Here is a 15,328-nt window from a genome sequence, read left to right as displayed (position 1 = left end):
CCTCGACCGCGATCCGACCGGGCGCATCGAGGATGTCGTGGCATCGACCGTCCGTCGCGCGCTGGCTGAGCAGCCCGGCAGCGCGCTGGTGTTCCTGCCCGGAGTCGGCGAGATCCGTCGCGTCGAGCAACGGCTCGGCGATCTCGGCCCTGATGTCGACGTCGCCCCGCTCTACGGCGACCTGTCGCCGGCCGAGCAGGATCGCGCCATCGCGCCCTCGCCGCCGGGCCGCCGCAAGGTCGTGCTGGCGACCTCGATCGCCGAGACCAGCCTCACCATCGAGGGCGTCCGCGTGGTAATTGACAGCGGCCAGATGCGCGTGCCGCGTTTCTCGCCGCAATCCGGCATGACGCGGCTGGAGACGCTGCGGGTCAGCCAGGCCTCGGCCGACCAGCGGCGCGGCCGCGCCGGCCGGCTCGAGCCCGGCGCCTGCTATCGCCTGTGGACCGAGGCGGCGCAGCGCGGGCTGCTGCCCTTCACGCCGCCCGAGATCCTCGACGCCGACCTGGCGCCGCTGGCGCTCGAGCTCGCGGTGTGGGGCGCCAGCGCCGCCATGCTGCCCTGGCTGACGCCGCCGCCCGCCGCCAGCCTGGCGACGGCGCAGGCCCTGCTGGCCGACCTGGGCGCGATCGATCGCGCCGGGCTCGTCACGCCGCATGGGCGGGCGATGGCGCGGCTCGGCCAGCACCCGCGGCTCGCCCATCTCGTCCTGCATGGCCGCACGATGGGGCAGGCGAAGATCGCCGCCCTGCTCGCCGCCATCCTGAGCGAACGCGACTTCCTGCGCCTGCCGCCCGGCCAGCGTGACGTCGACCTGCGCCATCGCGTCGACATCGCCCTGTCGGGCAAGCGCGACGGCACCCTGCGGCTGATCCTCGAGGCAGCGCGCCGCCTGATGCCACGCGACAGCCGCACCGAGAGGCCCGATGTCGCCAGGACAGGCGCCCTGCTGGCCCTCGCCTATCCCGACCGCATCGGCCGCCGGCGGCCGGGAACCGCCGGACGCTACCTGCTGTCGGGCGGCCGCGGCGCCGCCCTGCCCGAAGGCGATCCGATGGCGACCGAGGAATTTTTAGTCGTCGCCGATCTCGACGGCTCGGCGCAGGATTCGCGCATCTTCCTCGCCGCGCCGATCGCCCTCGACGACATCGAGGAGCTCTACGCCGAGCGCATCGTCGGCGAGGAGATCGTGCGCTGGAGCGAGCGCGACGGCGCCGTCCTGGCGCGCCGGCGGCGCCGGCTGGGCGCGCTCGTACTCGAGGACAAGCCGCTGGCCCGGCCCGATCCCGACGCGGTGCGACGGGCGATGCTCGACGGCGTGCGCCAGCTCGGCCTGTCGGCCCTGCCGTGGACCGACGAGCTCGCGACCTGGCGCCGGCGCGTGGCGTTCCTGCGCCGGCACGATGCGAGCTGGCCCGACCTCTCGGATGCAGCGCTGACGGACTCGCTCGAGGACTGGCTGCTGCCCTTCCTCGACGGCGTGTCGCGCCGCGACCATCTCGCCCGCCTCGACCTGGAGGCCGCCCTCAAGACGCTGGTGCCGTGGGATCGCCAGCGCGAGCTCGACCGCCTGGCGCCGACGCATGTCGAGGTGCCGAGCGGCTCGCGCGTGCCGATCGCCTACGACAATCCCGCCGAGCCGACGCTCGCGGTGCGCCTGCAGGAGATGTTCGGATTGACCGACACGCCGCGCATTGCCGGCGGCGCGGTGCCGCTCACCATCCAGCTCCTGTCGCCGGCGCGCCGCCCGGTGCAGGTCACGCGCGACCTCGCGAGCTTCTGGGCCAACGGCTATCGCGCCGTGAAGGCCGAGCTCAAGGGCCGCTACCCGCGCCACTACTGGCCCGACGACCCGCTGGTCGCCGAGCCGACGGCGCGGGCGAAGCCGCGGGGACGGTGGTCATCCTGGACCGCGGGCGTCCCGCCCGCTCAAGGCTCATGAACATGAGCGGGCGGGACGCCCGCGGTCCGCATGAGCATGATCACACCCGCCGACGGCGCGGGCAAAGCCGCGGGGACGGTGGTCATCCTGGACCGCGGGCGTCCCGCCCGCTCAAGGCTCATGAACACGAGCGGGCGGGACGCCCGCGGTCCGCATGAGCATGATCATACCCGCCGATGGCGCGGGCGAAGCCGCGGGGGCGGTAGTCATCCTAAACCGCGGGCGTCCCGCCCGCTCAAGGCTCATGAACACGAGCGGGCGGGACGCCCGCGGTCCGCATGAGCATGATCACACCCGCCGACGGCGCGGGCAAAGCCGCGGGGGCGGTAGTCATCCTGGACCGCGGGCGTCCGGCCCGCTCAAGGCTCATGAACATGAGCGGGTGGGACGCCCGCGGTCCGCATGAGCATGATCACACCCGCCGACGATGCGTTCGATACGCGAACGGTCCGCCTGGTCTGGCGCTCGCAAGAGACCGGCGAGCGGCTAGACTGCCCGGGAGGCCAATACCGGCTGACCCTGATGACATCGGATGCTTCGCCACCGGCGACTGCTCCCAAAGAAATCGAGTGTCGGAGAACATGACAAACCTGAAGCTGCTCGTCGCCAACCGTGGTGAAATCGCCATTCGCATCTTCCGCGCCGCGGCCGAGCTGGGCATGAGCAGCGTCGCGGTCTACCCCGCCGATGACGAAGCCAGCCTGCACACGCGGAAAGCCGACGAAGCCATGGTGCTGCCGGGTCGCGGCGCCGCCGCCTATCTGGACGCCTCGGCCATCCTGAAAGCGGCGCGGGAGGCGGGCGCGGCGGCGATTCATCCCGGATACGGCTTCCTCTCGGAGAACGCCGGCTTTGCGCGGGCCTGCGCCGAAGCCGGCGTGGTGTTCGTCGGCCCCGCGCCGGAGACGCTGGAGATTTTCGGCGACAAGCACAAGGCGCGCGACCTCGCGCGCTCGCTCGGCGTGCCGGTCCTGCCGGGAACCGCCGCGCCGACGACGCTCCCGGAGGCCCGGGCCTTCCTGGCCGGGCTCGGCGCCGACGGCGCGGTCATGGTCAAGGCGGTCGCCGGCGGCGGCGGCCGCGGGATGCGGCCGGCCCGCACCGCGGCCGAGCTCGAGGACGCGTTCGCGCGATGCCGGTCGGAGGCAACCGCGTCGTTCGGATCGGGCGACCTCTTCGTCGAGAAGCTGATCCACAGCGCGCGGCATATCGAGGTCCAGATCGTCGGCGACGGGTCGTCGGTCATGCATGTCTGGGAGCGCGACTGCTCGCTACAGCGCCAGCGCCAGAAGCTCGTCGAGCTCGCCCCGGCGCCGAACCTGGATCCGGACGTTCGTCAACGCCTGCTGGACGCCGCGCTGACGCTGGCCCGGGCGGCGGGCTACCGCAGCCTCGGCACGTTCGAGTTCCTGGTCGATCGCGACAATGGCGACTTCTCCTTCATCGAGGCCAACCCGCGCCTGCAGGTCGAGCACACGGTGACCGAAGCGGTCACCGGCCTCGATCTCGTCGACCTGCAATTGCGGCTGGCCACTGGCGCCAGGCTCGCGGACCTTGGGCTGACGGCGGACGCGCCGCCGGTCCCGCGCGGCATGGCGATGCAGCTCCGTATCAACACCGAGACCATGCAGCCCGACGGGTCGGCGAAGCCCGGCGGGGGCGCCATGACGGTCTTCGAGCCGCCGTCCGGCGCCGGCATCCGCGTCGACAGCTACGGCTATGCCGGATACACGACCAATCCGTCGTACGACTCGCTGCTCGCCAAGCTGATCGTCCATGCCGGATCCGGCCGGGTCGAGGATATGACGGCCAAGGGCTATCGCGCGCTGTGCGAGTTCCATGTCGCCGGCGTGCCGACGAACATCGCGTTTCTGCAGAACCTCGTGCGGCAGGAGGCGGTGTGCCGCGGCGATTTCGACACCGGGTACGTCGAGGCGAACGCGGCCGGGCTGGCGGCGAGCGGCGCCAAAGTGCATCCGCGCTTCTACGCCGCCCCAAACGCGCCCGAGCCGGGCCGCGCGGCCCAGGTCGGGCGTGGTCGCGCCGGCGTCAAGGTCGACGCGACCGATCCGCTGTCCGTGCTTGCCTATGGCCAGAGCGCCGACCGGCGACAGGGCGACGGGCCCGCCGGGGCTGCCCGTGCGCCGGAGGAACTGGCGCCGGAGGGAATGATCGCCATCCGCACGCCGCTGCAGGGCACGGTCGTCACGCTCGCCGTCCAGGCGGGCGACGCCGTGCCGCGCGGCGCCGAGGTCTGCGTCATGGAGGCCATGAAGATGGAGCACGCGGTCATCGCGCCTGAAGCGGGCATGGTGCGCGCGATCCATGTCGAGCCCGGCGAGGCGCTGTGGGAAGGCCAGCTCCTGGTGACGCTCGAGCCGGCAGAGGTCGCGAGCGAAGCGCAGGACGCCATCGGCCAGGCCGATCTGGACGCGATCCGTCCGGACTTGAAGGAAGTGCTGGACCGGCGCGCCCTGACGCTCGACGAAAGCCGGCCCGATGCGGTCAAGCGGCGGCGCAAGACCGGAAATCGTACCGCCCGCGAGAACGTCGCCGACCTGGTCGACCCCGGAAGCTTCGTCGAGTACGGCCCGCTCGTCATTGCCGCGCAGCGGCGGCGGCGCGGTTTCGACGACCTTCTGACGCGCAGCCCGGCGGACGGGCTCGTCGCCGGCGTCGGCAAGGTCAACGGCGATCGGTTCGATGCCACTGCCGCCAGTGTCGCCGTCATGGCCTACGACTACACCGTCTTCGCCGGGACCCAGGGCGTCCACAATCACTGGAAGACCGACAAGATCATCGACATCGCCGAGGCCGGGCGCATGCCGTTCGTCCTGTTCGCCGAAGGCGGCGGCGGTCGTCCGGGCGACGACGACTACGGCGGCTTCATCGGCTTCGACACCTTCCACCATTTCGGCCAGCTGTCCGGCTACGTGCCGGTCGTCGGAATCGTTGCCGGCCGCTGCTTCGCCGGCAATGCATCGCTGCTGGGCTGCTGCGACGTCATCATCGCGACGGCCGACTCCAACATCGGCATGGGCGGCCCGGCGATGGTCGAAGGCGGCGGGCTCGGCGTGTTCGCGCCCGAGGACATCGGCCCGATCGACGTGCAGACGAAGAGCGGCGTCGTCGACATCGCCGTCCGGAACGAGGCGGAGGCCGTCGCCGCCGCCAAGACGTATCTCGCCTACTTCCAGGGACCGTTCAGGGAATGGTCGGCGCCGGACCAGCGGCGCCTGCGCCATGTCGTGCCGGAGAACCGGCTGCGCGTGTACGAGGTGCGCGACGTCATCCACACCCTGGCCGACGAAGGCTCGACGCTCGAGTTGCGCAGGGATTTCGGCCGCACCATGGTGACCGCGCTCATCCGCATCGAGGGTCGAGCGGTCGGGGTGATCGCGAACGATCCGAAGCATGTCGGCGGGGCGGTGGATTCCGACGGCTCCGACAAGGGCGCCCGGTTCATGCAGCTGTGCGACGCGTTCGACATCCCGATCGTCAATCTCTGCGACACGCCGGGCATCATGGTCGGGCCGGAGGCGGAGAAGACCGGGCTGGTGCGTCACGCCGCCCGCATGTTCCTGACCAGCAGCAATCTCAGCGTGCCCTACTTCACGGTCATACTGCGCAAGGCCTATGGCCTCGGCCAGAGCGCGATGGCCGGCGGCAACTACCGGGCCCCCTACTTCTACGTTTCCTGGCCGACCGGCGAGTTCGCGCCGATGGGCATCGAAGGCCAGGTCAAGCTCGGCTATCGCGCCGAGCTCGCCGCCATCGAGGATCCCGAGAAGCGCCGCGAGTTCTACGAGAGCATGGTGGCGAAGGCCTACGAAGCCGGGAAAGCCCTGAACCGCTCGACCAACTTCACGGTCGACGACGTGATCGACCCGGCCGAAACGCGCACCTGGATCGCCAGCCTGCTGACCGCCATCCGCCCGCCGCCACCCCGCGCTGGCAAGAAGCGCCCGATGATCGATGCCTGGTGAGGGACGGTGCGCTCATCGGACCTCGGGCGTCTCGTCCGCTCATAGAATCGTGAGCAGGCGGGGCGCCCGCGATCCAGGAACGAGCCTGAGCGATGGCGAGCGACGGATCTCATGACCGGGAGCGCGCCACTCATAGGCGCTAACTTTGCCCATCGACGTCGCCACTTTGCTGGAAGCGCGCCACTCCGATGGCGCTCATGGGATGTGTAATCACCAAGAAGAGCGCCATCGGAGTGGCGCGCTCCCAGCGCATGACGCTTTCTTTTGGCAAAGTTGGCGCCTATGAGTGGCGCGCTCCCGGCCATGAGCATGAGCGGGCGGGACGCCCGCGGTCCTCCTATCACGCGCGCCGCGCGCGATGCACCGCAAGCCACACCGTCGGCGGATCGGCCTGCGTCCAGTCGACGCGATGGCGGACATGCGCGGGGATCTCGAGCCAGTCGCCGGGCTTGAGGTCGAAACGCTGGTCGCCGCCCTCGAAGCGCAGCACGGCGGCGCCGGCGAGCAGCACGACGAACTCGTCGTCGGGCTGGTCGTACCAGAAGCCAGCGGGGCTCGCCTGGCCGGTCGAGACGATGCGCTCGATGCGGATGCCCTGCGACTCGACCAGCGGATCGAATTGCTCCTGCTCGGCGGCGCGCGGCAGCGCCGCCAGCAGGTTGCCGTGGCGTATCAGTCCTTGAAACCCGGCGGCGGCTCGCAGGGCGTGGTGCCCATCTTGCCCGGCACGGAGACTTCGAGGATTTCCATGGTGTCGGACGTCCTGATCTCGTTGTGCGGCAGGTAGCCGGGGATGAACAGGGAATCGCCCTCCTCGACCCGGATGGTGCGGCCGTCCTCGAACTGCAAATCGACCCAGCCCTTCATCATGTAGACGAACTGGCCTTCGCACTCGTGATAGTGCCAGCCGGTCGGGCGGCTCATGCCCTGGCTCGCCGACATGACCTGGGCGCGCATCGCGCCGCCGCTGGCCTTGTCGACCTCGAGGTCGCGGTACTTGAAGAAGTCGCGGCGGCCCTTGACCAGCACGGGGTCGGCGGCGCGGGCGTGGCCGATCTTCTGGTTGGACGTCGCGGGCGTGGACTTGCGCGGGCGAGACTTGGCGGCTGCGGCAGTCGACATCGGTTTCCTCCATCCGTCGGGGCCCTCGACTGTGGGCCCGCCTCCGGCATCCTTCAACCGGATTCGCCTTACCAGCGCGGACTTCCTACTGGGCATCGATCGCGGCCAATCCGTCGGGGCACATGTCCTCCCCGGGTGCTCGAGGCACGAGGTGTCCGCTGGTTGCTCCCGACGGACTGGCTCGGTCCTGGCAGGATACGACATTCGGCCCGTCGCCCATGGGGCAACCCCTACGCCGCTCACCTACTCAGGTCTGGAAAAGGTACAGGTATCCGCGTCTTCGCGGACCTGCCTTCGCCGAAGCGAAGCCGCTTCGGCTTCGCGCAGGCAAGCGGAGGGGTCATGGTCTTCCTGGACCGCGGGCGTCTCGCCCGCTCATGCTCATGATCATGAGCATGAGCGGGCGTGACGCCCGCGGTCCAAGAAAGCTCGACCCCTCCGTCGCCGATTACGGCGACACCTCCCCAGCGAAGCTGGGGAGGAGAATGAGGACGCGCGCTTCGCATGAGCGGCGGCGATGTGGTACGGGCTAGTCCCTTCATCGCCTTCCGCCCGGACCCGCCATGCCGCTCGACCTGCCCTTCCAGACCGCCAAACAGCTCGCCGCGGCGGTCCGGAAGAGGAAGATCGGCTGCCTGGAGCTGCTCGATCTCTACCTGAAGCGGGTCGAGACCTACAATCCCGAACTCAATGCGGTGATCGCCACCGACATCGAAGGCGCCCGCAAACGAGCAAAGGCGGCCGACCGGGCGGTCAAGGCGGGGAAAAAGCTGGGGCCGCTGCACGGCGTGCCGATGACGATCAAGGAATCGTTCGACGTCGCGGGCTTCCCGACGACCTGGGGCGATCCCGCCTTCAAGGATACCGTCGCCGAGACCAATGCGCTGGTGGTGGAGCGCATGCTCGCCGCCGGGGTCACCCTGTTCGGCAAGACCAACGTGCCGCTCAACCTCGCCGACTGGCAGAGCTACAACGCGATCTACGGCCAGACCAACAACCCGTGGGACCTGTCGCGCACGCCCGGCGGCTCGTCGGGCGGCTCGGGGGCGGCGCTGGCGGCCGGCCTGACCGGCATCGAGGCGGGCAGCGACATCGGCGCCTCGATCCGCAACCCGGCGCATTATTGCGGCGTGTGGGGCCACAAGCCGACCTGGGGCGTGGTCTGCCCCAAGGGTCATCGGCTGGGCAACACCGTGGCCTATGGCGACATCAACGTGGTCGGTCCCCTGGCGCGCGGCGCCGAGGATCTCGAGATCGCGCTCGACGCCATGGCCGGCCCCGACGAGATCGACGGACGCGGCTGGAAGCTTTCGCTGCCGCGAGCGAAGAAGAGCCGGCTGCGCGACTTCCGCGTCGCCGTGCTGCGCACCGACCGCAACGCCCCTGTCGACCGCGCAGTCCAGGGCGAGATCCAGAAGCTGGCCGACTTCCTCGCCAAGAAGAAGGCCAAGGTCGACGACAAGGCGCGACCGGCGTTCGATACCACCGAGCTGGCCGACGTCTACGTCAAGCTGCTGCGCGCGGCGACCTCGGGGCGGCTGAGCGACGAGGCCTTCGCCAAGGCCGCCGCCGATGCCGCCTCGCTGTCCGCCAGCGACAAGAGCTACTTCGCCCAGATGCAGCGCGGCAATTCGCTGCCGCACCGGACCTGGCTGCACCTCAACGAGCGCCGCCATCGCTTCCGGCTGGCATGGGACAAGTTCTTCGACGATTTCGACGTGATGATCTGTCCGATTTCCATGGGGGCGGCGTTCACGCACGACCATGTCGACCCGCGGCACGAGCGCACCATCGTGATCAACAACAGGAAGCTGCCGGTCGTCGACCAGATCTTCTGGGCCGGCTACACGGGCGTCACCTACCTGCCGTCGACCGCCGTGCCGATCGGCCAGACGGCGGACGGCCTGCCGATCGGCGTCCAGGTCGTCGGCCGGCAGTACGACGACTACACCACCATCGCCTTCGCCAAGCTGCTGGAGAAGGAATATCGCGGCTTCGAGCCGCCGCCGGCCTACAGCTGAGCGCAGGAGTCCCCGTCCATGAGCGACCCAATGAGCGACGACATCGATCTCAAGAAGCACATCCGCTCGATCCCGGATTTTCCCAAGCCGGGCATCCTGTTCTACGACATCTCCACGCTGCTGGCGCACGCCAAGGCCTGGCACGCCACGATCGAGCGCATGGCCGACGCGGTGCGCCCGCACAGGCCGGACGTCCTGGCCGGCATCGAATCGCGCGGCTTCCTGCTGGCGGCGCCGCTCGCCCTGGCGCTCGGCACCGGCTTCGTGATGCTGCGCAAGCAGGGCAAGCTGCCCGGCACGACGGTGCGCCACACCTACGCCCTGGAGTACGGCACCGACACGATCGAGGTCCAGCAGGACGCCATAAGCAGGGGCATGCGCGTCGTCCTGGTCGACGACCTTTTGGCAACCGGCGGCACCATGGCGGCGGCCGCGACCCTGCTCGAGCAGGTCGGCGGCGTCGTCCCGGCGGCCGCCTGCGTGATCGAGCTCACCTTCCTGGACGGCCGCAAGCGCCTCAGGATGCCGGTCGAGGCGCTGCTGCAATACGACTCCTAGAGGACCTCTCCAGCTTCGCTGGGGAGGTATCGTGCCTTGCGCGGCACAAAGGGGGCCATGGTCTTCCGGACCGCGGGCGTCTCGCCCGCCCGGCGCATTCAAATGCGCCGCTCATCTCATGATCATGAGCGGGCGGGACGCCCGCGGTCCGCATGAGGCATGACCCCTCCGTCGCGAAAGACGCGCCACCTCCCCAAGCAAAGCTTGGCAAGGAGGATCAGGGGTGCTGCAGTGCAGCGCGTGCCCCCACGGCGCCATCGCCTTCGTGCTACCATGCAGCCGGAGGAAATGATGGTTTTGATTTCAGCGTGTTTTTCCGAGAGCTACGCCGAGGCGCGGCCGAAGTTCTGTGCGGCGGCGGAGGCGGGCGGGGCGTTGCGCTCGTGGTTCAATCCCAGGGCGCGCGGGCCCGGCGGCGAGCTGCTCTATCTCGATACCGCGCGCTTCGGCCCGGCCGACGCACCGCACATGCTGGTGCTGATCGCCGGCACGCACGGCGTCGAGGGCCATTGCGGCTCGGGCGCCGAGATCGCGTGGCTGAAGAACGGCGGGCCGGCCAGGCTGCCGAAAAACACCGGCGCCCTGCTGATCCACGCCATCAATCCCTACGGCTTCGCCTGGAGCCGCCGCGTCACCGAGGACAACGTCGACCTCAACCGCAACTTCGTCGACCACGACAAGGCCTATCCGAAGAACGCGGGCTACGAGGCGCTGGCCGCTTCCATCCTGCCCCCAGAGTGGAACGAGGCGAGCCTCGCCGAGACCAGTCGCGTGTTCGACGCCTACAGCCAGACGCACGGCGCCTACGGCCTGCAGGGCGCGATCAGTGCCGGCCAGTACACCCATCCCGACGGCGTGTTCTTCGGCGGCAATGCGCCGACCTGGAGCAACCGCACGATCCGCGCCATCGCCCGCCGGGAGCTGTCGGCCGCGCGCCGCGTCGGGATCATCGACTTCCACACCGGCCTCGGCCCGTTCGGTCACGGCGAGCTGATCTGCGCCGTCGCGCCCGACGCGAAATCCTTCGCGCGCTCGCGCGCCTGGTACGGCGACGAGATGACCTCGCCCGAAAGCGGCACCTCGACCTCGGCAGTGGTGGTCGGCGTCATGACCGACTGCTTCCCGCAGGAGCTGCCCGACGCCGAGGTGACCTCGATCGCCATCGAGTACGGCACCTACACCGTGCCCGAGGTGCTGACCGCGGTGCGCGCCGACAACTGGCTGCACCAGCGCGGCGACCTCGCCTCGCCGCTCGGCAAACAGATCAAGGCCGAGATCAAGGAGCGCTTCTTCCCGTCCGGCGACAAGTGGCGCGACATGGTGTGGGCGCGCGCCGCCCAGACGATCGGCTGGGCGCTCGCGGGGCTGAACGCATGAGGGGGCTCAATACATGAACCGCGGGGGATCCATGTCGAGAGTGCGCCACGTCAGCGGCGCTCATCGCTGGGAGCGCGCCACTGGTGGCGGAGTAATCTCCGCCAAGATGGCGCTCTTCTTCCCGATCACGGATCCCATGAGCACCATCGGAGTGGCGCGCTCCCAGCGGAAGAGTCTGTTCCTTGTCAATGGCGCGGTCCCGGCCATGAGGGATCTCTGGTGAGCCTGCTCGCGCCGAGCGAAGACACGGCGCGGCTCCGACTCCGCCGCGCGTTGCAGCGCGCGCCTCTGTTCGCCGATCTCGATTCGCACAGCATGGCGGCGGTCGAGCGCGAGATGGCCCTGACCGCCCTGCCCGGCGGCGCCCCGCTGTTCCGCCAGGGCGAGCCGGCCGACGCCGTCTATGTCGTGGCCTCGGGCTGCCTCGGCGTATTCCGTCACGAGGACGACGACAGCGCCGAGGAACCGATCCTGATGGCGGAGATCCCGCCCGGCAACATCGTCGGCGAGATGTCCCTGCTGTCGCACACCCAGCGCACGCGCAGCGTCGCCGCGTTGCGCGACAGCGAGGTCTGGCGGCTCGGGCGCACGAGCTTCGACCGGCTGACGGCGCTCCATCCGGAGGTGCTGCCGACGCTGATGCGCAGCGTCGCCATGCGCAACGCCCTGGGGCCGGCCAAGCGCCGCCGCGCGCCGCGCACCTTCGCCCTGCTGCCGGCGGGCCCCAACGTGCCGTCGGCGCGCTTCGCCGTCCTGCTCGCGAGCGCGCTGGGGCGCATCGGCACCCAGGTCCAGATGCTCGGGCCCGATTCGATCGACCAGGAGCCGGAATGGTTCGCGCGCTGCGAGACCGAATCGTCGTTCGTCCTCTATCGCGCCGATCCGACGGCCACCAGATGGACCGAGCTCTGCCTGCGCCAGGCCGACTGCCTGGTCGTGGTCCGCCAAGCCGACGACGACCGCCCGACCCGCCTGCCGTTCGAAATCGAGACGGCGCAGAGCGGCGCGGTGTTCCACCGCCGGCGCGAACTGGTGCTGCTGCACGAAGGGCGCGACCCGTCCGCCGGGGCGACCGCGCCGGTCCTGGCCGGCGGCCTGTACGGCCAGCATCACCACATCCGGCTCGACATCCCCGCCGACATCGATCGGCTGGCCCGGCTGCTGACCGGCCATTCCGTCGGCGTGGTCATGGCGGGCGGCGGCGCACGCGCCTTCACCCATATCGGCGTCGTCAAGGCGCTGCGGCTGTCGGGCGTGCCGGTCGACCAGGTCGGCGGCACCAGCATGGGCGCGATTGTCGCCGCCGGCGTCGCCTCGCGCTGGTCGGACGAAGAGCTGACCGAGCGCTTCCGCGCCTCCTTCGTCGACACCAATCCGCTGAACGACTACACGCTGCCGTTCATCTCCTTGTTCACCGGCCGGCACGTCACGAGGCTGCTGCGCACCGCCTTCGGCGACAAGGAGATCGAGGACCTCGTCCTGCCCTTCTACTGCGTCACCGCCAATCTCACGACCTCGAACGCCGACATCCACACCGCGGGAAGGCTGTGGCGCTGGCTGCGCGCCTCGGTCGCCATCCCGGGCGTCATCCCGCCGTTCAACGAGGCGGGCGAGGTCCATGTCGACGGCGGCGTGATCGACAACTTCCCGGTACGTGCCATGCGCCGCCAGGGGCGCGGCATGACGATCGGCGTCGACATCGACACCGGCGGCGCGCTGGCGGCCGGCGCCGGCGTCACCGAGCCATGGTCGGCGTGGCAGTTCTTCCGCCGCATGATCTGGAAGCGCAACGAGACCCTGCCCATCCCCTCGATCGTGCGCATCCTGCTGCGCTCCGCCCTGGTCGCCAGCGCCGCCCGCGCCGCCGAGGACCGCGCCGCGGCCGACCTGCTGATCGTGCCGCCGATGAACCATCTCGATCTGCTCGACTGGACCGGCTTCGACGCCGCCGTCGAGATCGGCTACCGCACCACGATGGAGGCGCTCGACAAGGCGCGCGCCGCGCCCACCGGCGCGCGGCTGTTCGTCGCCTGAAATGCGGAACAGCGGCGACTAAGGTCGCCCGCCGTTCCACCTTGCGGCCCCCGACGATCCCGCCTCCAACGTCAGCTGAAATTGTCGAAGGTCAAGCCGTTGACGCTCGTGTTCGACAGCGCGCCGACGAGATCGATATTGGCATTCGCAAACGTGTCGTCGCTCTTGACCTGCACGGCCATGATGTAGGTGCCGCCAGCAAAGGCTGCCGCCACAGTCAGGACTTGCTCATCGGCAACCGTGCCCGCGCCCAATGCGCTTTCGAGAGCCGTCCGCGCATCAGCCTCGGACCACGTGCTGCTCAGCATCGCCAGGCCGGAGTTGTAGACGACCGTCGTCGTACCTGCGGCGATGTTGGTATCCGCCGCCGCGATGCCCTGGAACGCCCCGCTCGAGAGCGAAGCACCGTTCAGCTGGATCTGCACGACATCGCCGCTCGCGCCCACCGTGAAGTTGGTGAGCGTCGTGCGCACGTCTTGCCCATTGAGCGTTGCACTTGGCCCATCGTTCAGCACGATCGAGTCGGAGCCGCCACCGGACAGGTCGACCGTGACCTGGCTGCTCGCGCTCGTGCTGACGTTGTTGACGCGGAAAAAGTCGTCTCCCGCGCTCGCCAATTTGTAGCCCGCGATCGGGAAGAAGCCGTCAGTGAAGGCCGTCGTTTGGCCTTCTGCGGTGCTGGTCAGGACGACAATGTGGCTGCCGCCCGGAGTGCCGAGGACAGTGTGCTGGAATGTGGACTTGCCATTGGTGCCAACGTATTCGTCCCAGATTTCCGACGACATCGTGACAGTCGCGCCGCCAACGACGACGAGTATCTCGTAGTCGACGATCGTGAGACCAGTGAGATCTGCGGTGTCCCCGAGAAACAATTGGTCAACGGTGCCCACGATGGAGAGGCCATGCAGCGTGCCCGAGAGCGCGCCCTTCACGAGGACAGTGTTGATGCCTTCTCCAAGATTGATGTCGACGCCGCTATGACCGCCGCCAAATTCCACGCTGTCCACGCCCGGTCCCAAGACGAAGGTGTGATTGATGCCGCCACCCTTGTCGGTCACCGTGTACCGAACACCAGCAGTGGCAATCAAAGTGACATTCTCCAGGCCGCCGGCAATGTCGGCGGTATTCAGGATGTCCGTCGTTTGATAGTCGGTTATCGTCTGGTTGCTGCCAGCGATCTTGTAGGCGTGGGTGGGGGCATCGCCGTTGAGAATGTAGTTCTCGACGTCGGCGAAGGTCGTACCCGAGAAGCCGACCCCCGCGTTCGGCACGATGGTGATGGTGTTGGCTCCCGGCGCCGCCGAGTTGGTCGTGAACTGGTTGTACTGCGTCGCAGTCATCGTGACCGAGGCGTTGTTGGCCAACTGCAGGTCCTCGAAGTTGGACACTCCCATCGCGCCCGAGAGGTCGTCATCGTTGGTCAGCGACAGGGTGTCGAAGCCGTCGCCGCCGTCCATGAGAACAGCGGTGATGGCGCCACTGGCCTTCGATCTCAGGATGTCGTTACCGGGCCCGAGCTGGTAGGCGCCGGTTGGCATCGTGAAGGTGACATCGTCCCGTCCGACAGCGCCTTGGTAGGACTGAAAGCCGCCGAAACCCATCGTATAGATAGTGTCCGCGGCCGCAATCACGCTGACCTGGTTGCCGCCGAAATTGTTGGCACCGATCACGTTGGCCGATGCCCCGACCGAGAGCTGGATCAAGTTGATATTCTTGGTCCTGGTCGCGAGATCCAGCCCCGCCGCGTCGGTCGTGATGATCAAATTGCCGGTATTCGTGCCGGCGCCACCGTATAGCAGGGAGACATTGGCGACCTGAGATGCCGTCGCCATAAAGTTATCGGCGCGGTTGTCGGCACCGCTCACCGTTCCCGTCTGGGAATCGGTGAAGATGAAGAAGTTGGTACCGGTACTCGAAATGAGCTGGTAGTTCTCGATGTTTGCCAGTCCGGAACCATTGATAGCCGTTGTCAGGATGATCGTGTCGTTGGTCCCAGGTGCCAAGATGTTGCCGGTGAAGCCCGTGTGGGCTGCATTGTCCATCCTCAGGATCGAGCTGCCGGCCGCCGCAAAGGTCAGGTTCTCGAACTCGCCGCTGCCCGTGGCCAACTCGTTGTTGGCCGCCTGGAGGATCAGCGTGTCGCCCGCGGCGTTGTTGGTGCCGCCCAGCAGGACGCCCGACGGGCCGCCGAAGGAATAGACGACCGTGTCGTCATCGGACCGGCCGGTCACGCTCTGGCCAAGGACGCCGACCGTGAACAGGTTAGCGTTCGTCTTGTCCTCGCCCAG

Annotated in this window: 9 protein-coding genes; 6 read left to right on the top strand and 3 right to left on the bottom strand. The window is 68.9% G+C overall.

All coding sequences use genetic code 11. The annotated features are described in order from the left end of the window. Window positions 1-1,942, top strand: a 1,942-nt coding sequence (hrpB, locus tag AB7O82_RS21475; RefSeq protein ID WP_428620132.1) for an ATP-dependent helicase HrpB, incomplete at its 5' end; no start/stop codon positions are given. A 581-nt stretch (window positions 1,943-2,523) separates the two neighbouring features. Further along, the gene (locus AB7O82_RS21470; protein WP_428620130.1) at window positions 2,524-5,928 is read left to right on the top strand and encodes a carboxyl transferase domain-containing protein; all 3,405 of its coding nucleotides are present in this window, start codon (window positions 2,524-2,526) and stop codon (window positions 5,926-5,928) included. A gap of 340 nt (window positions 5,929-6,268) precedes the next feature. On the opposite strand, the gene AB7O82_RS21465 is transcribed toward AB7O82_RS21470, so the two are convergent. Then, entirely contained in the window at window positions 6,269-6,505 is a 237-nt protein-coding gene (locus AB7O82_RS21465) for a cupin domain-containing protein (RefSeq protein ID WP_428620134.1), read from the bottom strand. Window positions 6,506-6,600: 95 nt separating this feature from the next. Continuing rightward, window positions 6,601-7,050, bottom strand: a complete 450-nt coding sequence (locus AB7O82_RS21460; RefSeq protein ID WP_428555484.1) for a cupin domain-containing protein — start codon at window positions 7,048-7,050, stop codon at window positions 6,601-6,603. Window positions 7,051-7,613: 563 nt separating this feature from the next. Here AB7O82_RS21460 and AB7O82_RS21455 point away from each other — a divergent pair. The 4 genes from AB7O82_RS21455 to AB7O82_RS21440 all read left to right on the top strand — a co-directional run bounded on the left by AB7O82_RS21455 (window position 7,614) and on the right by AB7O82_RS21440 (window position 13,040). Next, window positions 7,614-9,071 (top strand): amidase, encoded by a 1,458-nt coding sequence (locus tag AB7O82_RS21455; RefSeq protein WP_428620128.1) that lies wholly within the window; start codon window positions 7,614-7,616, stop codon window positions 9,069-9,071. Between the two features lie 18 nt (window positions 9,072-9,089). Further along, window positions 9,090-9,629 (top strand): adenine phosphoribosyltransferase, encoded by a 540-nt coding sequence (locus AB7O82_RS21450; RefSeq protein WP_428555383.1) that lies wholly within the window; start codon window positions 9,090-9,092, stop codon window positions 9,627-9,629. Window positions 9,630-9,920: 291 nt separating this feature from the next. Further along, window positions 9,921-11,006 (top strand): M14 family metallopeptidase, encoded by a 1,086-nt coding sequence (locus AB7O82_RS21445; protein WP_428555386.1) that lies wholly within the window; start codon window positions 9,921-9,923, stop codon window positions 11,004-11,006. A gap of 219 nt (window positions 11,007-11,225) precedes the next feature. Continuing rightward, window positions 11,226-13,040, top strand: coding sequence for a patatin-like phospholipase family protein (locus AB7O82_RS21440; protein WP_428620126.1), 1,815 nt, complete (start codon window positions 11,226-11,228; stop codon window positions 13,038-13,040). A gap of 71 nt (window positions 13,041-13,111) precedes the next feature. Here AB7O82_RS21440 and AB7O82_RS21435 read toward each other — a convergent pair whose 3' ends face one another. Further along, complete coding sequence (locus AB7O82_RS21435) at window positions 13,112-15,271, bottom strand: beta strand repeat-containing protein (RefSeq protein ID WP_428620124.1); 2,160 nt, start codon at window positions 15,269-15,271, stop codon at window positions 13,112-13,114. Window positions 15,272-15,328: the final 57 nt, after the last annotated feature.

Origin of the sequence: Reyranella sp. (assembly GCF_050185545.1) — a bacterium.
Taxonomy (GTDB): domain Bacteria; phylum Pseudomonadota; class Alphaproteobacteria; order Reyranellales; family Reyranellaceae; genus Reyranella.
The sequence above is the reverse complement of the archived record's forward strand: the minus strand, read 5'-3'. Positions and strand labels throughout refer to the sequence as shown.